Below are 21,947 nucleotides of genomic sequence, written 5' to 3' on the forward strand. Positions count from 1 at the left end.
CGTCGCGAGCCGTGGAGGGAGTCGGATGGCCGTCGAGGAGCGGAGTGCGGGGTTTGGCACTGACGTCCTGATCCGCAAGGTCGACAGCCATGTCACCGCCCTGCGTGCCGGGCTGCACGGTCCGGATCTCGAACTGGCCGAGCGGCTCGCCAGCTGCCTACGCGAGCTGGTCCTCTCCACCGCGCAGGCCAGCGCCGCCGACCGGGCCCAGGTGCGGGCCGCGGTGCACTACTTCGTCCTGCGTCGCGAGAGCCGTGGCCGGTTGTTGTCCGTGCGCTCGCTGGCCGCCGCCCAGCGACTGGTCAACCGGGCCGCGTCGCAACTGGGCCGGCAGGATCTGGTCGTCGAGGGGCGCCCGGGCCGCGGCAGCGGAAGCGCCGCCACGGACGTCGCTACGCACAGCTGATTCGGTCAGCACCCCTGGTTCGCCGCATTGACGGCGAAAGTGTGTTCATTTCAGGAAAAGCACCCATAGCGCGCTGAACTGTCGTCTGATCGCTGCTAGGTGCCCCAACCCCCGTGGGGCGTCTCGGCCACCTCGACCGGGAGCGCGCGTGCTCGTACTGCTGATCCTGCACCTCGTGGCGGCCATTGTGGCGCCGCTGCTGGTACGCCGGTGGGGTCCGCGCGCCTGTTACCTGCTGGCGTTGGTGCCGGCGGCGGCCTTCGGCTGGGCGTTGGTACGCACACCCGACGTGGCCCACGGCGGTGCGGTGGTCGAGACGTACCCGTGGATCCCGGACCTCGGGCTGGACCTGGCTCTGCGGATGACCACCCTGTCGTGGCTGATGACCCTGCTGATCGGCGGCGTGGGCGCGTTGATACTCGTCTACAGCGCTCGGTACTTCCCGCCGGACGCGCTCGGCAACTCGCGGTTCGCGGGCGTGCTGGTCGCCTTCGCCGGGGCGATGCTCGGCCTGGTTCTCGCCGACGACCTGCTGCTGCTCTACGTCTGCTGGGAACTCACCACGGTCTTTTCGTACCTGCTGATCGGCCACAGCACCGAGCGGCGGTCGAGCCGCTGGGCGGCCGTCCAGGCGCTGACCGTGACCACCTTCGGTGGCCTGGCCATGCTGGTCGGGTTCCTCATGCTCGGCCACCACGCCGGCACCTACCGCTGGTCGGAGCTGGCGCAGCAACCGTTGCCCGGCGGGGCGTACCTGGTCGTCGCGGTTCTGCTGATCCTGCTCGGCGCGTTGTCCAAGTCGGCGGTGCTGCCGTTCACCTCGTGGCTGCCGGTGGCGATGGCCGCACCGACGCCGGTCAGCGCGTACCTGCACGCGGCGGCGATGGTGAAGGCCGGCGTCTACCTGCTCGGCCTGCTCGGCCCGGTGCTCGCGGTGGTCGGTCCGTGGCGGCCGGTGGTGTTGGTCGCCGGCCTGGCCACCATGCTGGTCGGCGGCTGGGCGGCGCTGCGGCAGACCGACCTGAAGTTGCTGCTGGCGTACGGCACGGTCAGCCAACTCGGCCTGCTGACCGTGGTCGTCGGGATGGGCACCGCGGACGCCGCGCTCGCCGGTGCGGCCATGCTGCTGGCTCACGCGTTGTTCAAGGCGGCGCTGTTCCTCGTGGTCGGCGTGATCGACCACGGCGCCGGCACCCGGGACCTGCGCCAGTTGTCCGGGCTGGGGCGTACCGCTCCGGTGCTGACCGGGGTGGCCGTGCTCGCCGCCGCCTCGATGGCCGGACTGCCACCCCTGCTCGGCTTCGTCGCCAAGGAGGCCGTGTTCGCCGCCTTCACCGATCAGCCACTGGTGCTGGCGGTGCTCGTCGCCGGCACCGTGCTCACGGTGGCGTACAGCATCAGGTTCGTCTGGGGTGGCTTCGCCACCCGCCCCGGTGTCGCCACCACGGATCTGGGACGGATCGCACCGTCGCTGCTGGTCCCGCCGGCTCTGCTGGCGGTCGTCGGGCTGGTCACCGGTCCGGCAGCGGGAGCGTTGGATCACCTGCTCCGCCCGGACGCCGAACTCTTCGGCACCGTCGGGGAACATCTGGCCCTGTGGCACGGCCTCACCCCGGCGCTCGGTCTGTCCGCGCTGGTTCTGGTGGGTGGCGCGGCGATGTTCGCGCTGCGGGGCCCGCTGGCCCCGGTGCTGGCCAGGCTGCGTTCGCCGGTCACCGGCCACCAGGGGTACGAGTGGATCACGCATGGCTTCGACCGGGTCGCGGTGGACGTCACCAGCGTCACCCAGCGCGGGTCGCTGCCGCAGTACCTCGGTCTCATCCTGATCGTCCTGGCCGCCGTGCCGGGTGGGGCGCTCTTCCTCGTCCGGCCCTGGGAGCAGCCGCTGGACCTGTGGGCCACCCCCGCACAGCCGGTGGTGCTCCTGGTGGTCTGCGTTGCCGCGCTGCTCGCGGTGACCGCCACCCGGCGACTGACCGCGATGCTCCTGGTCGGCGTGACCGGTTACGGCACTGCCATGTTGTTCGTGCTCTACGGCGCACCCGACCTGGCGCTGACCCAGTTCCTCGTGGAGACGATGACCATCGCGATCTTCGTGCTGGTGCTGCGTCGGCTGCCCGAGCGGTTCTCGATGCGGCCGTTGCGGCGCAGTCGCTGGATCCGACGGGCCATCGGGGCGGTCGTCGGTACGACCGTGGCCGCGCTGGCCGTCGGGGCTGCGGCGGCCCGGCAGGCGCGCTCCATCTCCGAGGACTTTCCGCGCTTGGCGGTGGAGGAGGGGCACGGGCGCAACGTGGTCAACGTGACCCTGGTGGACATCCGCGCCTGGGACACCCTGGGAGAGATGGCGGTGCTGGTGGCTGCCGCCACCGGAGTGGCGAGTCTGGTTTTCCTCCAGTCCCGCACCGGGCCCCGTCCCCGTCGACGGGAGGTCGTCGAGGACGAGACACCCGCGGGCCGGGCGGTCTGGCTGCGCGGCGGGGTCACGCTGCACCAGCGGCAACGGTCGATCGTGCTGGAGGTGATCACCCGGCTGATCTCCCACACCGCGGTGCTCTTCTCCCTCTACCTGCTCTTCTCCGGGCACAACGCACCCGGCGGCGGTTTCGCCGGTGGGCTGGTGGCCAGCCTCGCGCTGGCCATGCGGTACCTCGCCGGTGGCCGGTACGAGTTGGTCGAGGCGGCGCCGATCGGTGCCGGCACGGTGCTCGGTGCCGGCATGGTGCTCGCGGTCGGCAGCGGGGTGGTCTCCCTGATCCTCGGGGGTGCCGTGCTGGAGAGCACCATCATCGACCTGTGGCTGCCGTTGATCGGTCACTTCTACCTGGTCACCTCCCTCTTCTTCGACGTCGGCGTGTACCTGGTGGTGATCGGGCTGGCGCTCGACGTGCTGCGCAGCCTCGGTGCCGAGGTGGACCGGCACATCGAGACCGGCGGTGGGGTCGGGGGCGGGCTGGCCGGTCGACGAGGGGAGGCGCAGCCATGAGCGCCGGAGCCAACCTGGTCTCCTTCGTCACGATCGGCGTGCTCGTCGGCTGCGGCGTGACCCTGTTGCTGGAACGCAGCCTGAGTCGGATCCTGCTCGGCGTCGTCCTGATCGGCAACGGCGTCAACCTGTTGATCGTCTTCGGCGGCCGGAGCGGGGAAGCGCCGGTGGTCGGCATCAGTGACGAGGCCGCGATGAGTGACGCGTTGCCCCAGGCCATGGTGCTCACCGCCATCGTGATCACCTTCGGCTTGACCGCCTTCCTGCTGGCCATCAGCTACCGCAGTTGGTACCTGAACGGCGACGACGAGGTCCCGGACGACCTTGAGGACCAGGAGATCGTCCGCCGGGCCGCTCGGCGCGAGGTGTCCGCCACCGACCTGGCCACCGAACCGGCGGCCGATGACCCGGAGCAGATCGACGCGCCGGCCCCACCCCGAGGGGAGGGCCGGGAATGAGCCGGTACGCGCGGACCACGTCGGACCGGTGGTGGCGATGAGTACGCTCGTGCCGCTGCCGGTGGTGCTACCCCTGGTGGGCGCCGCGTTGACCCTGCTGCTGGGCGGCCGGCCGCAGGCCCAGCGGGCGGTCAGCGTGGGCTGCCTCAGCGCGAGCCTGGTGGTGGCGACGGTGCTGCTGGTGCAGGCGTACCGGCAGGGACCGCTGGTGGCGCAGATCGGCGGCTGGCCGGCGCCGGTGGGCATCGTGCTCGTCGCCGACCAACTTGCCGCGCTGATGCTGGTGGTCTCCTCGGCGGTGATCCTCTGCGTGCTGCTGTACTCGATCGGGCAGGGGCAGGCCGAAACCGGGGAGAGCACCCCGGTGGCGATCTTCCACCCCACCTATCTGGTGCTGACCGCCGGTGTGTGCAACGCGTTCCTCGCCGGTGACCTGTTCAACCTCTTCGTCGGCTTCGAGATGCTGCTCGCCGCGAGCTTCGTCCTGATCACCCTCAACGGCACCCGGCTGCGCATCCGCACCGGCTCCACCTACGTCATGGTCAACATCCTGGCGTCGATGATCTTTCTGATCTCGGTGGGCCTGGTCTACGCGGCCACCGGCACGCTCAACCTGGCACAGCTCGCCGCGCGGCTGGACGCGCTGCCGGACGGCGTACGCCTGAGTCTTCAACTGATCCTGCTGGTGGCCTTCGGTATCAAGGCGGCGGTCTTCCCGCTGTCCGCCTGGCTGCCGGACAGTTATCCGACGGCCCCCGCCCCGGTCACCGCGGTCTTCGCCGGCCTGCTCACCAAGGTCGGCGTGTACGCGATCATCCGGACCCAGACCCTGCTCTTCCCGGGGCAGCAGGCCGACGAACTGCTGCTGGTGGCGGCCGGGCTGACCATGCTGGTCGGCATCCTCGGCGCGGTGGCCCAGTCGGACATCAAGCGGTTGCTGTCGTTCACGCTGGTCAGCCACATCGGCTACATGATCTTCGGGGTGGGTTTGAGCACGGCCGCTGGCCTGGTCGGCGCGATCTTCTACGTGGTCCACCACATCACCATCCAGACCACCCTGTTCCTGATCGCCGGACTGGTCGAGCAGCGGACCGGCAGCACCGATCTGCGCCGCCTCGGCGGACTCGCTCGGATGGCACCCATGGTGGGTGTGCTCTTCTTCGTCTCGGCGATGAACCTGGCGGGCATCCCGCCCTTCTCCGGCTTCCTGGGCAAGCTCGGCCTGCTGCGAGCCGGGGTGGCCGTGGGCGGACCCCTGCCCTGGACGCTGGTGGCCGTGGGCACCGCGACCAGCCTGCTCACCCTCTACGTGGCGAGCCGGGTGTGGAACATCGCCTTCTGGCGCTCCCCCTGCGAGTCGCGCCCGTCGACCCCACCACTGCCGGCGCTGATGGTCGGCGCCACGGTCGCGCTGGTCGTGGTCGGGGTGGGGCTGACCGTGGTGGCGGGTCCGCTGTTCGAGTACACCGGGCAGGCAGCCACGGATCTGATCGAACGCACCCCGTACGTGCGCGCCGTCCTGCCCGGCGGGGCGTCATGACGGCGCCGGGCGCAGTGCCGCCGGACCGGCGGACCCGCTTCGGCCGATGGCGTGACCAGATGATCGCCTACGGCTGGCTGGTGCTGGCCTGGAACCTGTTCTGGGGGGAGTTCACCTGGGGCAATCTGCTGGGCGGGCTGCTGATCGCCGCCGTGGTGCTGCTGTTCTTCCCACTGCCGCCAGTGACCTTCCACGGTCGGCTGCGACTGTGGGGTGTGCTGGCGTTCGGCAGCCGATTCGTCGTCGAGCTGGTCCGAGCCAGCGCCCACGTCGCCCGGATCGCGGTGCAGCCCGGCTTCACGCCCCGTTCGGCCATCATCGCGGTCCGGCTGCGCGTGCCCACCGACCTCAACCTGGCCCTCACCGCCGAGGCGCTCTCCCTGGTGCCCGGCACGTTGATCGTGGAGGTGGACCGGGACGCCGGAATCCTCTACGTGCACGTGCTCGACGTACGCGGCCCCGCCGCCCTCGCCGCCAGCCGTGAGCAGATCCGTGACCTGGAGCAGCGGATCGTCGCGGCGGTCGGCTCAGACGACGAACTGCGCCTGGTGCGTACCGGAACCGTAGCCAAGGAGCCACCGTGACCACCTTCCTCGTCATCACCCTGACCAGCCTGCTGTCGATGACCGCCCTGCTCGCCCTCGTCCGCCTCTATCGGGGCCCGTCGCTGCTGGACCGGGTCGTCGCCGCCGACATGCTGCTGGCCACCATGGTCGGCGCCGTCGGCGCGGAGGCGGCGGTCAACCGGCACGCCACCACCCTGCCGGTGCTGGTGGTGCTCGGCCTGCTCGGTTTCGTCGGATCCGTGTCGCTGGCCCGGTTCGCCGTGCGGGACCGACCGTGACACTGGGTACCGTCGCCGACTGGCTGGGCGCGGTCAGCCTGATCGCGGGTGCGCTGCTGAGCCTGGCCGCCGCCATCGGGGTGCTGCGCTTCCCGGACACGTTGAGCCGGATGCACGCGGCCACCAAGCCACAGGTTCTCGGCGTGCTGCTCCTGCTGCTGGGCGTGGGTTTCCGGCTGCGCAGCCCCGCCGACCTGGGCATGGTGGTGCTCATCGGGATCTTTCAACTGGCTACCGCTCCAGTGGCCGCGCAGATGATCGGCCGGGCCGCGTACCGCGCCGGGCGGGTTGACCGGCGCCTGCTCGACGCCGACGAACTCGCTGACCGCTGAACGTGCTCTCCGCTCGGGCGGACACAATCAGTACGCACTCGCGCCCGGCCCGGGTCCCGACCCCGGTAGAATGACCGCATGATCGACTCCTCTGCCCAGGAGGGCAGCAGTAGCCAGCCGGGTAGGCCCCGGCATCCCCGCAGACCGACGACCCCGGGAGCCCTGAACCTCCCGTGTTGATCCTCGCCGGTCTTCTTCTGATCACTGTCTTGACCGTCGCGACGGGGTACTTCGTCGCGCAGGAGTTCGGCTACGTCGCGGTCGACCGCGGCAAGCTGAAGCAACGCGCCGCCGAGGGTGACCAGGCGTCAGCCCGGGCCCTGGAGGTGACCGGGCGGCTGTCGTTCATGCTCTCCGGCGCGCAGCTCGGCATCACCGTGACCGCCCTGCTGGTCGGTTACGCCGCCGAGCCCTACCTCGGCGCCGGCCTGGCCGAACTGCTCGGCGTGGCCGGCGTCTCCAGCAGCGTCAGCCTGCCGTTGTCGGTCGGCCTGGCCCTGGTCATCGCCACGGTGGTGCAGATGGTCGTGGGTGAGCTGGCCCCGAAGAACCTGGCCATCGCCCGTCCCGAACAGGTGGCTCGGGCCTTGGCCCGGTCCACCCTGGTCTACCTGGCCATCGCCGGCCCCCTGATCAAGCTCTTCGACAAGTCCGCGGTGCGACTGCTGCGGCGGGTCGGCATCGAGCCCATCGAGGAACTGCCCAGCGGCGCCACCCCGGAGGATCTGGAACAGATCATCGCCGAGTCCCGGTTGGAGGGGCACCTCGACGCGGACATGTCGACCCTGCTGGACCGGGGGCTCGACTTCCGGGAGCTGACCGCCGGCGAGGCCATGGTGCCCCGGGTCGACGTGCACACCGTGCGGGCACACGAGCCGGTCAGTCGGGTGGTCGAGTTGCTCGACACCGGCCGCTCCCGATTCCCGGTACGCGGTGCGGAGGGCGTCGACGACCTGGTCGGCGTGATCGGCATCGCCGACGTACTCCAGGTGCCACCGGCCGAACGCGCCACCACCCCGGTCAGCGCGGTGGCCGTACCTCCGCTGCTGGTGCCCGAGACGCTGCCGCTGCCCACGGTGCTGGACCGGCTCCGCTCGGGGCACCGGCAGCTCGCCTGTGTGGTCGACGAGTACGGCGGCTTCGCGGGTGTCATCACGCTGGAGGACATCGCCGAGGAACTGGTCGGTCCGATCCGCGACGAGGACGACCCGCCGGAGCGGGCCCCGGCGCGGCAGGAGGACGGATCATGGGTGGTGCCCGCCCGCTGGCGCATCGACGAGGTCGCCGACAGCACCGGCATCGCCCTGCCCGAAGGCCCCGAGTACGACACCATCTCCGGGCTGGTCATGCGGGAGCTGGGTCGGGTACCCGAGGTCGGTGACCGGCTGGAGATCAGCCTGCCGGCCGACGGGGACAACGGCCAGGTCCCGCCGCGTGCCCTCGTCGAGGTGCTCGCGGTGGACCGGCACGTGGCCGATTCGGTCCGCCTCCAGCTCACCGAGGGGCCTGCGGAGGTGACGGCATGAGCACCGGCTTCGCCCTGATCACCTCCGTGATCCTGCTGGCGCTCAACGGCTTCTTCGTCGCCGCCGAGTTCGCCCTGGTGGCGAGCAAGCGCTACCGCCTGGAACAGGCGGCGGTCAATGGCGGTCGGGCCGCTCGGGCGGCCCTCGACGGCGTACGCGAGCTGTCGCTGATGTTGGCCGGTGCGCAGCTCGGCATCACCCTGTGCACGCTGGGCCTCGGTGCCCTCGCCGAGCCGGCGATCGAACGGCTGGTCGGTCCGCTGCTGCACGCCGTCGGCCTGCCGTACGGCGCCAGCCATGTGATCGCGCTGATCTTCGCGCTGAGCCTGGTCACCTTCCTGCACCTGGTGGTCGGCGAGATGGCCCCGAAGTCCTGGGCGATCACCCACCCGGAGCGGTCCGCGCTGCTGTTGGCACTGCCGTTCCGGGCCTTCGCCCGGGTCGCCCGTCCGGTGCTGTCGCTGCTGAACGCGGTGGCCAACGCGCTGCTGCGGCTGGTGAAGGTCAACCCGCAGGACCAGCTGGCCCAGGTGCACGGCCCCGACGAGCTGCGGATGCTGCTGGAGCAGTCCCGAGAACACGGGCTGCTCGGAGCCGCCCAGCACGAACTGCTCACCAGCATGCTGGAGTTGCAGGGCACGACGGTTGCCCAGGTGATGGAACCGTTCGACCGGATCGTGACCGTCCGCCGCGACGACCCGGCGGGCCGTATCGAGCAGGTCAGCCGGGACAGCGGCCGGTCACGGTTGGCGGTGCTGGACGCCGCCGGTGACGTCTGCGGTCTGGTGCACGTCCGGGAGGCGGTGCGGGCCATGGCCGGCCGACCCGATGCCACCGCGGCCGACCTGATGAACGACGCCATCACCATCCGCGACACCGCCACCGTGACCGAGGCGGTGGCCGTGATGCGGGCCCGCCAGTCACAACTCGCCCTGGTCCGGAACGGTGGTGGTCCCACCAGGCCGGTCGGCTTCGTCGCCCTGGAGGACCTGTTGGAAGAGGTCATCGGGGAGTTCGACGACGAGACCGACTCGATTCCGCGCGCGGTCCGCCGGCTCAGATAGGGGCATGCGGGTGCGGCTGACGGGGGTGTCACCGGGAGCAGGCGGCACGGGCCTGACGGTGCAGACCGCGCTGGCCAACCCGAGCACCCGCCCCGGCCTGCGACTGCCCGGGCGGGTGAACCTCGTCGCCGGTTCCGTCGACGTGCCGGTCCTGCACGTCCGGCTCGGCCTGCTCAGCACGGCCGAGCCGGACGATCCGGAGGCGCCCCGCCGACTGGTGCAGTTCCATCAGGCGCAGGTGACCGGCGCGCTGGTGCTGCGGGCCGGCCGGGCCCGGTCGATTCCGTTCGAGTTCCCGGTGCCGTGGGAGACGCCGGTGACCACCCTGGGCGGGGTGCCGCTGCTCAGCCTGCGGATGGGGCTGCGTACCGAGGTGGCGATCGAGGCCACCCTGGACCAGGGCGCCCTGGTGCCGATCTTCGTCCATCCGCTGCCGACCCAGCAGCACGTGCTGGCCGCCCTGGACACGCTCGGCTTCACCGTCCGCCAGTCAGGGTTGGTCGACGGTCGGTTGCCCGGTGTGGCGCAGACCCTGCCCCTGCACCAGCGGTGGGGTTTCTGGGTCGGTCCGCTCTACGCCGGGCCGATCACCGAGCTGGAGGTGATCTTCGTGGCCAACTCCGCCGGCCTGGAGGTGATCCTCTGGTGCGACCGGCGGTTGGCGCTGGCCGGAATCACCCACACCAGCATCAGCCGGTTCCGGATCTGGCACGTCGGCGCCGACCAGCGGGACTGGGTGAGCACCGTGGACGGCTGGCTGCGTGAGGCGATCAACCGGCACGCCGCCGCGGCGGCGCACGCCGACTGGTCGGCCCCCATCACCGAGTCGGCCCACGTCAGCCGTCCGCCCGACCACCCCGTGCCGCCGGGTTCCGACCTCGACACCTCCGGCGGGACCGGCAGCAGCGGCGGTGGCGCGGCCGGCGGCAGCGGTGGCGGCGGCTCCGACGGCACCTGACCCGCCCGGCGCGGTGGACGCCGGTGCGGTGTTAGGAAGGGCCCCTTTTACTACCGGAGGCGTTAACAGGGTGCCCTTCCTTACCCTTGGGCGAGCTTGAGACCGAAGCCGAGGAAGAGGGCACCCACGGCACTGGTCGCGCCGGCTGCCAACCGTCGTCGCCGACTGAACTGAGCGGCCAGGAACGTGCCCGCGAAGATCAGCGCGGTCAGGTAGAGCGCACTGGTCACCTGGGCGATCAGGCCGAGCAGCAGGAACGACAGCGCGGGCCAGGGGTAGGTCGGGTCGACGAACTGGATGAAGAACGAGACGAAGAAGAGGATCGCCTTCGGGTTGAGCAGGCTGATCACCAGCGCCTTGCGGAACGGGCTGCGCATCGCCGCCGGCTCCGCGGCGTCGATCAGCCGCGGGGTGTTCGGGTCGTTGCGGTCCCGCCAGCGCCGCCAGGCTCCGCGCAGCATGGTCAACCCCACATAGCCCAGGTACGCGGCACCCGCGTACTTGATCACGAGGAAGATCGGGGGGTATGCCTTGAGCAGCGACGCCACCCCGGCGGCGGAGAGGAACATGAGTACCGCGTCGCCGACCCAGACACCGCTCGCCGCCTGATAACCGACGCCGACCCCACGCCGTGCGGCGGTGGCGAGGACGAACAGCGAGTTGGGGCCGGGCAGCAGCACGATGGCCACGGTGCCCAGCACGTACGTCCAGATGTCGGTGATTCCCAGCACGCCCGACATCATCGGGGCGAGGTGGCTTGAGCACGAAGCCTTTCCCGGAGGCTGACCTGTGCTTTCGGCCACTCGTCGATGATCATCGAATACTGTACGGCGTCCCGCCAGGAGCCGTCCGGACGCTGCCGATCCATCCGCAGCACCCCCTCCCGGCGTGCGCCGAGCCGCTCCAGGGAACGCTGGGACCGTTCGTTGCGGATGTCGGTGTGCCAGACCACCCGCACCGCGCCCAGCTCGTCGAAGGCGCGGGTGAGCAGCAGCAGCTTCGCCTCGGTGTTGATCCCGGTACGCCACCACGAGCGGCCGAGCATGGTGTGCCCGATCGCCACCGAACGCCGTTCGGAGCTGATTCCGTAATACGAGGTGGTGCCGACCACCGCCCCGGTGACCGCGCACCGCTGCACCCAGGCGACCCGGTCCCCGCGCTGCTGCTCGGTCAGGGCGGCGACGATCACGTCCCGTACCTGTTCCGGCCCGGTCGGCAGCGGTCGGCTCAGGTGCCGCCAGACCTCGGCCTCGGCGGTGGCGGCGTACAACTCGTCGGTGTGTGACACATCGAGCGGCTCCAGCAGCACGTGTGCGCCGCGCAGCACCGCCGGCTCGTGCCAGGGCGAGTGGTTCGGGCGCAGATAGCCGGGCAGCGGTGCGGTGACTGCGGCATCGGGTTCCGGCAGGCCGGGGGTCAGCCGCAGCGGCACCACCCCGGCCCAGTGCGGCAGATCGAGGTCGGCCGGGTCGTCGCGGACCTGGCCGGTGCGGGTGCGCAGCGACACCTCCACCAGCGGCAGTGCCAGCACGGCGGTCTCGGCCAGTTCCCGCCGGTTCGCCGGGCGGCTGTCCGCCGCGCGACCGGTGCCGGCCTTCTCCACCAGGGCGGTCAGCACGTCGGCCTTCTCGGCCGGGTCGGTGACCAGGTGGGCGATGCCGTGCGCGATCACCGAACGGTAGTTGGCGCTGTGGTGGAACTGGGAGCGACCGTAGACCAGCCCGTCGAGCAGCGTGACCGCGACGCAGACCGGCAGACCGTCGGCGCGGGCGGCGAGCAGCGGTCGGCTACCGGTGGAGCCGTGCAGGTAGAGCGTGTCGCCGATGCGCACGTGCAGCGTGGGCAGGACGCGGGGCTCGCCGTCCACGGTGAACCCGAGTGCGCAGTCGTACGCCTCGTCGAGCACCGCGTGCGTGGCCGTCCGGTCGTAACTCATCCGGTCCCGGGACCGGCTGGCGGTGGTGCGGGTGGTCTGCGGGTACATGCTTGCTTCGACCTTTGTTCTAGTACAGAATATTGTTTGTGTCAGCACGCTATCAGGTCACCGGCGCGACAGCCGTCGAGATTTCGGCCAGCATCGAGTCCGGCATCCGCGAGGCGGCCCTCGCCCCCGGCGACTCCCTGCCACCGGTCCGCACCCTCGCCGCAGACCTCGCCGTCAGCCCGGCCACCGTCGCCCGCGCCTACGCTGAGCTGCGTCGTCGTGGGCTCGTCGTCACCGCCGGCCGGCACGGCACCCGGGTACGTCCCCGCCCGCCGGTCGCCGCCCGCCGGGCCGCGCTGCGCCCGCCGCCCGCACCCGGGCTGCGCGACCTGTCCCGAGGTGAACCCGACCGGCGACTACTGCCGCCGTTGGGTCGACACCTGGCCGCCCTCGCCGATGTCGTCGGCGACCCGGTGGCCTATCCCGACCTCGGCGTACTCCCCGAGATGGCCGAATTGGCCGGGGCGCGGCTGCGTGCCGACGGGGTGCCCGCCGCCGGGCTGACCCTCACCGGCGGCGCACTGGACGGCATCGAGCGCCTCCTCGGCGCGCACCTGCGCCACGGTGACGCGGTCGCCGTGGAGGACCCGGGCTGGGCCGGGCTGCTCGACCTGCTCGCCGCCCTCGGGCTGCGGCCGATCGGGATGCCGATCGACGACGATGGGCCGATCGTCGCAGGAGTCGCGGCGGCCCTGGCCGCCGGAGCACGAGCGCTCATCGTGACCAGCCGGGCCCAGAACCCCACCGGCGCGGCGGTCTCCGCCGACCGGGCCAGAGCCCTGCGCGCCCTGCTCGCCGGACGAGCCGATCTGCTGTTGATCGAGGACGATCACGCCGCCGAGCTGGCCCGCGTACCGCTGCACCCGCTCGCCGGAGCGACCACCCACTGGGCCTTCCTCCGGTCGGTGAGCAAGCCCTTCGGCCCCGACCTGCGCCTGGCCGTGCTGGCCGGAGACGAGACCACGGTGGCGCGGGTTGCCGGCCGGGCCCGGGTCGGCGCCGGCTGGGTCTCCACCGTGCTGCAACGGCTCGTGCTGTCACTCTGGCGCGACCCGGCGACGGCCGCCCTGGTCGACCGGGCGGCAGAGAGCTACGAACGGCGACGCAAGGCCCTGATCACCGCCCTGGCCGACCGGGGCCTGCCCGCGCACGGATGCACCGGCATCAACGTCTGGGTGCCGGTGGACGACGAGACCAGCGCGCTCACCGCCCTGCGTGACGCCGGCTGGGCGGTCGCGCCCGGCGTGCTCTACCGCCTCGCCGGCCCACCCGGACTGCGCATCACCGTCAGCGGCCTGCACGAGGAGGAGATCCCGGTGCTCGCCGAGGCGGTCGCCCGCGCGGCCCGTCCCACCCCAGCACCCGGCTTCACCGCCTGACCGGCAGGGGCCGTGCCCTGATCGGCACGACGCTGGCACGCCGTGCGCGGCGCCGGGCGAGACCTGGAACGTGAAATCTTGGACAGTTCCTGTTAGCCGCTAACGGAAACTGTCCAAGAATGGCTGGCAGACGGTGCAGCGTGCGCTGGTTGAGAAGGGGAGTGCGAGCTGCGGGGCTGTGGGCGTACCACTGGCTAGAGTTTCCGAAGGCCCTGCAACCAGACGAAGACCGCGCGACGAGCGATCGCGTCGCCCCGGTCGTCGATTTGGTATCCCTCCAACCAGATCCAGCCGTCGTAGGTGCTCAGATCAAGCTCCCTGATCACCCGGAATCGGATGGGTCGGTGGAACTGCGGGCTTGCCGCTCGGGTCAGCCACAACAGATCTCCCGACCGAGGTGCGCCAGGCGTTGATGACCGCTGCCGCGTCGGCGAGGCTGGGGCAGACCGAGGCCGGCCGACACCGTGAGCAGACCGTGACGTGATGGGCGTCGATGACCGACCAGGCGAGTTGGACACGGAAGGGAACCTCAGGCCGGATCCGAGGCAGCGCCACCGCGCCTCCTCCCCTCGCGCCGACAGAGCGCGAAGCGTGAGCGCCCCGATGCCGCTCTGCTCGACCGCCCATGTTTACGCAGCGCCTGCGCCGGGCCGTCCTGTGCCACCGGGGGGCGAGGCTGCCCGTCCTGTCGGCCGTACCTGGTCGCCGGCTGCACGACATCGATCGGTTCGGCTGGGCGGTGGAACCACTTCCACTGGGACACGGATGCCTCCCTGGGTCCGTAGGGCAACCGGCACAGGCACCTACCCCTAGGTCACGTTCTGTGCCGGTTGTCTCACAACGATAGACATGTCTAGGCAACCTGTCTAGACAGGCTTGCCACCCGCGCGGCGAGGAGGAGGAGTCTCCGGGGGATCGGCGGTACGGTGGCGAGCGTGCCTGCCCCGCACCCGGAGCCCCGCCGGTATCGGCTGGTGGCAGATGAACTGCGCCGCCGGATCATGGCCGGCGCGATCCCGCCTGGCTCACTACTTCCCAGCGAATCGACCCTGATGGCCGAGTTTTCGGTGGCGCGGGGAACGGTCCGGGAGGCACTGGCCCTCCTGCGGGCTGAAGGACTGGTGGTCACCGAGATGGGCCGGGGGACGTACGCGCGTCCGGTAATGCCCGTGCGCCGTCTCGGCTCCGACCGCTACCGCAAGGAACTGGACCAGGTTCGCTCAGGTGAGTTGGGCACCTCCTTCACCGCCGATCAGCGGATCGGATGGTCGGCGTACACCCTGGACAAGAAGTTCCGTGAGGTGCCCGCCACCGACGCGACAGCTGAACTCTTCGGAGTACAGCCGGGGACGTCTCTGCTGGAGCGGCGCTTCGTCTTCCGCGCTCACGGCGTACCGCAACAGATGTCGACCTCCTACCTCCTGCTGGAGATGGTGGCCGGAACGCCGGTTGCCGACCCGGCCAACGAACCATGGCCAGGCGGAAACACGTCCCAGCTACACAGCCTCGGGTACACGATCACCTCCGTTCGGGAACAGGTGCGGGCGAGAATGCCGGTGGCAGATGAAACGGAGGCGCTCAAGATTCCCGGTGGAGTGCCGGTCGTTGTCATCACCCGCCAGACGTACGTCGGGGATCGGGTGGTGGAGGTCGCCGACATTACGATCCCTGCCGACAGGGTGAGTTTGGATTATCGGATCGACCTGTCGAGCTGAGCCGCGTACGCCCTCGCGTTTGTCGCCGTCGGCGGGCCGGTCAGTGGATGGCGTGCGGCATCGGCCCACCGCGGTGGCGGTCGGTCACTGCGATCCGTTGCCGCTCTTAGCTCGACAGGGCCGCGACAGACATGGTCGACCCCCGGGTCGACCACTCCGGCACGGCAGCACCCTACTCGGGCATCCTGCTTTCAACGGGTATATAACAGTCGCCATGGCCGAGACCGCACCAGGTGCCCAGCAGTTCATTCCGCCGCAGGCCGACACGCTCGACGAGCTGCGCGTCGCCGCCACCGACTGTCGGGGCTGCGAGCTGCACCGGGATGCCACGCAGACCGTCTTCGGCCGGGGCGACGCCAGCGCCCGGGTGGTCTTCGTCGGCGAGCAGCCCGGTGACATGGAGGACCAGAAAGGACTGCCCTTCGTCGGCCCCGCCGGACGACTGCTGCGCAAGGCGGTCGACGACGCCGGACTGGACCCGAAACACATCTACCTCACCAACGCGGTCAAGCACTTCCGGTTCGAGCTACGCGGCAAGCGGCGCATCCACCAGACCCCGGACCGGGTGCACATCACCGCCTGCCGACCCTGGCTGGTCGCCGAGTTCGCCCAGCTCAACCCGGAGGTGATCGTGGTGCTCGGCGCGACCGCCGCGAAGGCGCTGCTCGGCCCGACCTTCCGGGTCACCCGCCAGCGCGGCGAACTGCTGCCCTGGCCGGCTGCCGCACAACACCCGGAGGACTTCCAGCGGGTGCCGGTGGACAGCGCCGGAGCCACCACCGACGCGCCATCGGCGCAACTGCTCGCCACTATCCACCCGTCCGCCGTGCTGCGCGCCGACAACCAGGACGTCGCGTACGACGGGCTGGTCGCCGACCTGACCGTCGTGGCTCGCGCCCTCGCCGGCTGACGCCCCCGCCGAGGCGGTGCCACACTTGCCGCCATGCAGCAGCACCTCTACGAGTCAGACCACGACGAGTTCCGTGACCTGTGCCGACGGTTCCTCGTCCGCGAAGCCGTACCGCACCACGACCGCTGGGAGGCCGACGGCATCGTCGACCGTGAGGTGTGGCGCACCGCCGGTGCCGCCGGCCTGCTCGGCATGGACGTCGACCCCGAGTACGGCGGCGGCGGACAGCGGGACTTCCGGTACAACGCCGTCCTCGTCGAGGAGATCGTCAACTCGGGCTGCTCCGGCCTCGGCTTCGGCCTGCACAACGACGTGGTCGCGCCGTACCTCACCGAGCTGACCACCGAGGAGCAGCGCAAACGCTGGCTGCCCGGCTTCTGCTCCGGCGACCTGGTCACCGCCATCGCGATGAGCGAACCCGGGGCCGGCTCCGACCTGGCCGGCGTCCGCACCACGGCCGTCCGGGACGGGGACAACTTCGTGCTCAACGGGCAGAAGACGTTCATCACCAATGGCGAGATGGCCGACCTGGTGATCGTGGTGGCCCGTACCGCCGACGAGGGCGCCCACGGGGTGAGCCTGATCGCGGTGGAGACCGGCACCGACGGCTTCACCCGGGGCCGCCGGCTGGCCAAGGTCGGGTTGAAGGCCAACGACACCGCGGAACTCTTCTTCGACGACTGCCGGGTGCCGGCCACCAACCTCATCGGCACCGAGAACCACGGCTTCTACCACCTGATGGCGAACCTGCCCCGGGAACGGCTCAGCATCGCGGTCGCCGCGGTCGCCGCCGCGGAACGGCTGCTCGCGCTCACCCTCGACCACGCACGCACCCGGGAAGCCTTCGGCCGGCCGATCGGAAAGTTCCAGCACAACCGGTTCCTCCTCGCCGAACTGGACACCGAGGTCACCATCGCGCGGACCTTCGTCAACCACTGCGTCGCCGAGTTCAACGCCGGACGGCTGTCGGTGACCGACGCGGCCAAGGCCAAGTGGTGGACCACCGAATTGCAGAACCGGGTCGCCGACCGGTGCGTGCAGTTGCACGGCGGCTACGGCTTCATGCTGGAGTACCCGGTGGCGCGGGCCTGGCTGGACAGCCGGGTGCAGACCATCTACGGCGGCACCACGGAGATCATGAAGGAGATCATCGGTCGCGGCCTGGGGCTGTGACGAAAACCGGGCTGCCGGCGACCGGTCGGGTGCGAAAGGATGGCCACCCCTTACCAAGGAGCCTCCCGTTGGCCACTGACCTGACGCCCTCGCCGGCGGCGCATCCGGAGGTCGCGCCGATCCAGCGGCGCACCCTCCGGCTGCTCTTCACCACCCAGATCGTCGGCGGCATCGGGGTGACCATCGGCATCGCGGTCGGCGCCCTGCTCGCCGCCGAGATCGCCGGCACCGCCGTGGCCGGCCTGGCACAGAGCGCCGCCGTGATCGGTGCCGCCCTGCTCGCTGTGCCGGTCACCCGGATCATCGCCGGGTACGGTCGCCGCCCCGGCCTGGCCTTTGCGTACGTGGTAGGGGCGCTCGGCGGGGCGCTCGTCGTGGTCGCCGCGGCGACCCGCTGGGTTCCGCTGCTCTTCCTCGGCATGCTTCTCTTCGGCGGGGGCTCCGCCGCCAACCTCCAAGCCCGTTACGCCGCTGTGGACCTCGCCGAACCGGACCGGCGCGCCCGGCAGCTGTCGCTGATCGTCTGGGCCACCACCATCGGCGCGGTGGCCGCGCCGAACTTCGCCGCGCTCGCCGACCGCACCACGAGCGGCTGGGGGTTGCCGGCGCTGTCCGGCCCGTTCGCGTTCAGCGCCGTCGCGTTCGTGCTCGCCGCCGGCGTACTGCTGCTGTGGTTGCGGCCCGATCCGCTGCTCACCGCGCGCCGGCTGGCGGCGGGCCGAGCGGGCGAGGCCACGTCGGTCTCGGCGACGCCCGATCCCGCGCCGGCCGCGTCTGCGCTCGCTCCGGCGGCCACGGCTCCGGCGGCGACCGCGCCGGTCGCGGCACCGTCGGCCCGGCGCGGCAAGGGCATGGGCGCCGCCTGGTCGGTGGTACGCGCCCGACCGGCCGCCCGGCTCGGCGTCGCCGCCGTGGCCGTGGGTCACCTGGTGATGGTGGCGGTGATGGCGATGACCCCGGTGCACCTCCGGGAGTACTACCCGGTCGACGAGGTGCTGCCGGTGGTCGGGCTGGTGCTCAGCCTGCACATCGCCGGCATGTACGCGCTGGCACCGGTGGTCGGTTGGCTCGCCGACCGGTTCGGCCGACGCCCGGTCATCCTCGGCGGGATCGGGACGCTGCTGGCCGCCTGTGCGGTCGCCGGCACCGCCGGGCACCACACTCCCCGGCTCACCATCGGGCTCATCCTGCTCGGGCTCGGCTGGTCGGCGACCATGGTGGCCGGTTCCACCCTGCTGTCGGAGTCGGTGCCGGACGCGGTGCGCCCCAGCGCGCAAGGGCTGTCCGACCTGCTCATGGGGCTGGCCGGAGCGCTGGCGGGGGCGCTGAGCGGGTTTGTCATGCAACTGGCGGGCTATCCGGTGCTGACCCTGCTCGCCGCGGTCGCGGTGGCGCCCCTGCTGGCGCTAGCGTTGCGTCCGGTGCCGGTGGGTGCACCGGACAGGGAGGACTGATCACGTGCGGCTGACCGACTTCTGGACGCGCCTGGGCGAGGCGTTCGGGCCGGCGTACGCGGCGAGCATCGCCCGCGACCAGGTGCTGTCGGAACTCGGCGGCCGGACCATCGAGCAGGCCCTCGCGGCCGGCGTGGAGACGCATGTGGTGTGGCGTGCCGTGGTCGCCGCCTATCCCGACCGGGTGCCTGCCCGGCTACGCTGAGCAGCCGATTCGTTACTTCCGCGTGTCTCTTGCCGAGTCGTACACCTGTTCGGCTATTGTCCACAGCGAGGTGCTCGTCCACAGGCCACGGCCGGTCGGCTGGTTTTCTGTCGGACCCAGCGCCTAGCGTGTCCCGCGTGACGCGAAGCTCAGGAAAGACGCCGGCGAAGGCAGGGGTGGCAACGATGGCGGCAGGTCCTGACCGGGAGAAGGCGCTCGACCTTGCTCTCGCTCAGATCGACAAGCAGTTCGGCAAGGGCTCGGTGATGCGGCTGGGGGATCGGCCGGTCATCCAGACCTCGGTCATTCCGACCGGCTCCATCGCGCTCGACGTCGCGCTCGGCGTGGGTGGTCTGCCCCGCGGCCGGGTCGTCGAGGTGTACGGCCCGGAGAGCAGCGGTAAGTGCCTCACCGCTGACACGCACGTCTGGACGGACCGGGGCCTCGAGACTGTCGAGGAGCTTTTTGCGCGGTGCGGTCAGCCGGCAAGTTGCACCAGCCGGGTCACTGACATCCGCGAACTCGGTGTGCGGATGGTCAACGAGCGTGGCGAGCTCGAACCTGTCGCGGCGTTGACGCACAACAACCGCAAACCGGTGACCAAGCTCAGGCTGCGTTCCGGGCGGACCGTGACGGCGACGAAGAACCACCCACTGCGGGTGATCACCGAGCGCGGATTCATCGCCTGGCGGACGGTCGGGAACATTCAACCTGGTGACTACCTGGTATCGGCCACCTTCGGCGCATCGGAGGCCGCTCACGGCGACGGTCTGTCCGAGGACGAGGCCGTGCTCCTGGGCTATCTCGTTGCCGAGGGCTCGCTGAGTTATCAGCACAGCGTCCGGTTCACCAACTGGGATCCCGAGGTGAGCGGTGAGTACTGCCGCCTCATGGAACAGACGTTCGGTGTCGACGTCCGCAACTACGACAACAGGGAGTTCGTCGTCTCGGGTGGGGCGTTCCGCAAGCGCCTTTCCGAGGAATACGGCCTCGACTACGTGACTGCGCACGGCAAGAGCGTGCCCTACCGGGTGCGTACCGCCGGTCACAAGATGCAACGCGCTTTCCTGTCGGCGCTGTTCGAGGGCGACGGGTGGATCGACGAAAGTTCCACGATCGGGCTCGGCACCGCCTCCGAGCAACTGGCCCGTGAGGTTCAGCTGCTGCTCTACGGGCTCAACATCCCCAACACCGTCTCCGCGAAGTGGAACGAGAAATATCAGCGCGACTACTGGACCGTGACGGTCAATCCGTCGGTCGCGCACCGGTTCGTCAACGAGGTCGGGTTCCGCTCCGCCCGGCGTCGCGCGCAGGTCGAGCGCTGCTTCCGGCTCAGTAGCCGCGACGCCCAGTTCGAGAACATCCCTCATCTCAAGGGCCTCATCCGGGACCTTCGCGACGACTGCGGAGGTGACCGGGCGTTCGACCGGGCCGCTGGCGACCTCTTCCGCGCGGACACCGAGCTGGCCTGTTCCCGCAGCCGCCTGATGAAGATCGTGGAGTGGGGTGATCGGCGCGCGGACCGCCTGTCGGTGTCGGGTCAGGCAATTCTGGCGCACCTCAGGCACCTGGCGACCTCCGCCTACACCTACGAGAAGGTCGTCGAGGTTGCCGACGCGGGCACCCAACCCACCTTCGACGTGATGCTCCCGGGAACGCACAGCTTCCTGGCGAACGGAGTGCTGTCCCACAACACCACGGTCGCGCTGCACGCGGTGGCCAACGCCCAGCGGGCCGGCGGCATCGCCGCCTTCATCGACGCCGAGCACGCGCTCGATCCGGAGTACGCCAGGGCCCTCGGCGTCGACACCGACGCCCTGCTGGTTTCCCAGCCGGACACCGGCGAGCAGGCGCTGGAGATCGCGGACATGCTGGTCCGCTCCGGCGCGATCGACATCATCGTGATCGACTCGGTCGCCGCGTTGGTGCCGCGCGCCGAGATCGAGGGCGAGATGGGCGACAGCCACGTCGGTCTGCAGGCCCGGCTGATGAGCCAGGCGCTGCGGAAGATCACCGGTGTGCTCAACAACACCGGCACCACCGCGATCTTCATCAACCAGCTCCGCGAGAAGATCGGGGTGATGTTCGGCTGCATGTCGTACTCGACCAGGGTCACCCTGGCCGACGGCACGCAGGAGAAGATCGGCAAGATCGTCAACCAGCGGATGGACGTCGAGGTTCTCGCCTACAACCCGGACACCGACCGGGTGGAGCCGAAGCGGATCACCAACTGGTTCAACAACGGTCCGGCAGAGCAGTTCCTCCAGTTCACCGTCGCCAAGTCGGGCGGCAACGGGCGGGCGCAGTTCGCAGCCACCCCCAACCACCTGGTGCGCACTCCGGGCGGCTGGCGGGAAGCGGGCGAATTGATCGCCGGTGACCGGGTGATGCTCGCCGAGTCACGCCGCCTCAGTGAGCAGCAGTGGCAGGTCGTGCTCGGCTCGCTGATGGGCGACGGTGCCCTGTCGCCGAACCGTCAGGATCGCTCCGGTGTCCGCTTCCGTCTCGGCCACGGTGCACAGCAGGTCGACTACCTCGACTGGAAGATCTCGCTGCTGGGCAACATCGGCCACTCTCGGCGTACCGACGCACGAGGTGCGGCGTTCGTCGACTTCACCCCGCTGCCGGAGCTGGATGAGCTGCGCCGCGCGGTCTACCTCGGCGACGGCAAGAAGCACCTCAGCTGGGATTACCTCAAGGCGTTGACCCCGCTCGCTCTCGCCGTGTGGTACATGGACGATGGCTGCTTCACCGTCCGCTCCAAGGGCCTGCAGGAGCGTACGGCCGGCGGCTCCGGTCGGATCGAGATCTGCGTCGAGGCGATGGCGGAGGGCAGCCGCGACCGTTTGGTGGAGCATCTGCGTGACGCGTACGGCATGGACGTGAAGTTGGTCTCCCGGGGCACTCGGCAGACGGCGTCGATCATCTTCACCACGGAGTCCTCGGCGAGGTTCCAGGAGCTGGTTGCTCCCTACGTTCCGGTGGCGATGGAGGCCAAGCTGCTGCCGCGCTT

Annotated in this window: 19 protein-coding genes and 3 pseudogenes; 19 read left to right on the top strand and 3 right to left on the bottom strand. The window is 70.6% G+C overall.

Features of this window, described 5'->3' with window-relative positions; genetic code table 11:
- The first annotated feature begins 25 nt into the window (after positions 1-25).
- From Vlu01_RS04255 to Vlu01_RS04300, 10 genes are all read left to right on the top strand, one after another.
- Positions 26-406, top strand: a complete 381-nt coding sequence (locus Vlu01_RS04255) for a hypothetical protein (RefSeq protein ID WP_203994051.1) — start codon at positions 26-28, stop codon at positions 404-406.
- A 148-nt stretch (positions 407-554) separates the two neighbouring features.
- Complete coding sequence (locus Vlu01_RS04260; RefSeq protein ID WP_203994054.1) at positions 555-3,392, top strand: Na+/H+ antiporter subunit A; 2,838 nt, start codon at positions 555-557, stop codon at positions 3,390-3,392.
- A complete protein-coding gene (locus Vlu01_RS04265; RefSeq protein ID WP_203994057.1) occupies positions 3,389-3,850 on the top strand; it encodes a Na(+)/H(+) antiporter subunit C in 462 nt (153 codons plus the stop codon). The genes Vlu01_RS04260 and Vlu01_RS04265 overlap by 4 nt, the downstream gene beginning before the upstream one ends.
- Before the next feature lie 37 nt (positions 3,851-3,887).
- Positions 3,888-5,390, top strand: coding sequence for a Na+/H+ antiporter subunit D (locus tag Vlu01_RS04270; protein WP_203994060.1), 1,503 nt, complete (start codon positions 3,888-3,890; stop codon positions 5,388-5,390).
- The gene (locus Vlu01_RS04275; protein WP_203994063.1) at positions 5,387-5,974 is read left to right on the top strand and encodes a Na+/H+ antiporter subunit E; all 588 of its coding nucleotides are present in this window, start codon (positions 5,387-5,389) and stop codon (positions 5,972-5,974) included. Before Vlu01_RS04270 ends, Vlu01_RS04275 begins: the two co-directional genes overlap by 4 nt.
- Positions 5,975-6,012: 38 nt before the next feature.
- A complete protein-coding gene (locus Vlu01_RS04280) occupies positions 6,013-6,234 on the top strand; it encodes an MrpF/PhaF family protein (protein WP_373307278.1) in 222 nt (73 codons plus the stop codon).
- A complete protein-coding gene (mnhG, locus tag Vlu01_RS04285) occupies positions 6,231-6,566 on the top strand; it encodes a monovalent cation/H(+) antiporter subunit G (RefSeq protein WP_275409243.1) in 336 nt (111 codons plus the stop codon). The genes Vlu01_RS04280 and mnhG overlap by 4 nt, the downstream gene beginning before the upstream one ends.
- A gap of 173 nt (positions 6,567-6,739) precedes the next feature.
- Positions 6,740-8,092: a hemolysin family protein gene (locus tag Vlu01_RS04290; protein ID WP_203994076.1), complete on the top strand. Its 1,353-nt coding sequence runs from the start codon at positions 6,740-6,742 to the stop codon at positions 8,090-8,092.
- Positions 8,089-9,156: a hemolysin family protein gene (locus tag Vlu01_RS04295; protein WP_203994079.1), complete on the top strand. Its 1,068-nt coding sequence runs from the start codon at positions 8,089-8,091 to the stop codon at positions 9,154-9,156. The genes Vlu01_RS04290 and Vlu01_RS04295 overlap by 4 nt, the downstream gene beginning before the upstream one ends.
- A gap of 4 nt (positions 9,157-9,160) precedes the next feature.
- The gene (locus Vlu01_RS04300; protein ID WP_203994082.1) at positions 9,161-10,114 is read left to right on the top strand and encodes a sporulation protein; all 954 of its coding nucleotides are present in this window, start codon (positions 9,161-9,163) and stop codon (positions 10,112-10,114) included.
- 80 nt (positions 10,115-10,194) lie between these two features.
- On the opposite strand, the gene leuE is transcribed toward Vlu01_RS04300, so the two are convergent.
- Entirely contained in the window at positions 10,195-10,857 is a 663-nt protein-coding gene (leuE, locus tag Vlu01_RS04305) for a leucine efflux protein LeuE (protein WP_203994085.1), read from the bottom strand.
- Positions 10,854-12,098, bottom strand: a complete 1,245-nt coding sequence (locus Vlu01_RS04310; protein WP_203994088.1) for a bifunctional pyridoxamine 5'-phosphate oxidase family protein/GNAT family N-acetyltransferase — start codon at positions 12,096-12,098, stop codon at positions 10,854-10,856. The genes leuE and Vlu01_RS04310 overlap by 4 nt, the downstream gene beginning before the upstream one ends.
- 38 nt (positions 12,099-12,136) lie before the next feature.
- On the opposite strand from Vlu01_RS04310, the gene Vlu01_RS04315 reads away from it, so the two are divergent.
- Positions 12,137-13,477 (top strand): aminotransferase class I/II-fold pyridoxal phosphate-dependent enzyme, encoded by a 1,341-nt coding sequence (locus tag Vlu01_RS04315; RefSeq protein WP_203994091.1) that lies wholly within the window; start codon positions 12,137-12,139, stop codon positions 13,475-13,477.
- Between the two features lie 194 nt (positions 13,478-13,671).
- Here the strand turns inward: Vlu01_RS04315 and Vlu01_RS27730 are convergent, their stop codons facing one another.
- The gene (locus tag Vlu01_RS27730; protein ID WP_275409244.1) at positions 13,672-13,803 is read right to left on the bottom strand and encodes a hypothetical protein; all 132 of its coding nucleotides are present in this window, start codon (positions 13,801-13,803) and stop codon (positions 13,672-13,674) included.
- A 609-nt stretch (positions 13,804-14,412) separates the two neighbouring features.
- Here Vlu01_RS27730 and Vlu01_RS04325 point away from each other — a divergent pair.
- From Vlu01_RS04325 to Vlu01_RS27750, 8 genes and pseudogenes are all read left to right on the top strand, one after another.
- The gene (locus tag Vlu01_RS04325) at positions 14,413-15,192 is read left to right on the top strand and encodes a GntR family transcriptional regulator (protein ID WP_203994094.1); all 780 of its coding nucleotides are present in this window, start codon (positions 14,413-14,415) and stop codon (positions 15,190-15,192) included.
- 214 nt (positions 15,193-15,406) lie between these two features.
- Positions 15,407-16,102, top strand: coding sequence for a UdgX family uracil-DNA binding protein (locus Vlu01_RS04330; RefSeq protein WP_203994097.1), 696 nt, complete (start codon positions 15,407-15,409; stop codon positions 16,100-16,102).
- Between the two features lie 33 nt (positions 16,103-16,135).
- Positions 16,136-17,275: an acyl-CoA dehydrogenase family protein gene (locus Vlu01_RS04335; protein ID WP_203994100.1), complete on the top strand. Its 1,140-nt coding sequence runs from the start codon at positions 16,136-16,138 to the stop codon at positions 17,273-17,275.
- Positions 17,276-17,343: 68 nt separating this feature from the next.
- Entirely contained in the window at positions 17,344-18,729 is a 1,386-nt protein-coding gene (locus Vlu01_RS04340) for an MFS transporter (protein WP_203994103.1), read from the top strand.
- A 4-nt stretch (positions 18,730-18,733) separates the two neighbouring features.
- Entirely contained in the window at positions 18,734-18,934 is a 201-nt protein-coding gene (locus tag Vlu01_RS04345; RefSeq protein ID WP_203994106.1) for a DUF3046 domain-containing protein, read from the top strand.
- Positions 18,935-19,119: 185 nt separating this feature from the next.
- Positions 19,120-19,350, top strand: a pseudogene (locus Vlu01_RS27735) (hypothetical protein); the annotation flags it as partial.
- Positions 19,351-21,261 (top strand): annotated as a pseudogene (locus tag Vlu01_RS27740) (LAGLIDADG family homing endonuclease); the annotation flags it as partial. It abuts the pseudogene before it with no gap.
- Between the two features lie 108 nt (positions 21,262-21,369).
- Positions 21,370-21,876: pseudogene (locus Vlu01_RS27750) on the top strand (LAGLIDADG endonuclease); the annotation flags it as partial.
- Between the last annotated feature and the right edge of the window lie 71 nt (positions 21,877-21,947).

The sequence above is a fragment of the Micromonospora lutea genome (genome assembly GCF_016863535.1).
In the GTDB taxonomy this organism is placed as follows: domain Bacteria; phylum Actinomycetota; class Actinomycetes; order Mycobacteriales; family Micromonosporaceae; genus Micromonospora; species Micromonospora lutea.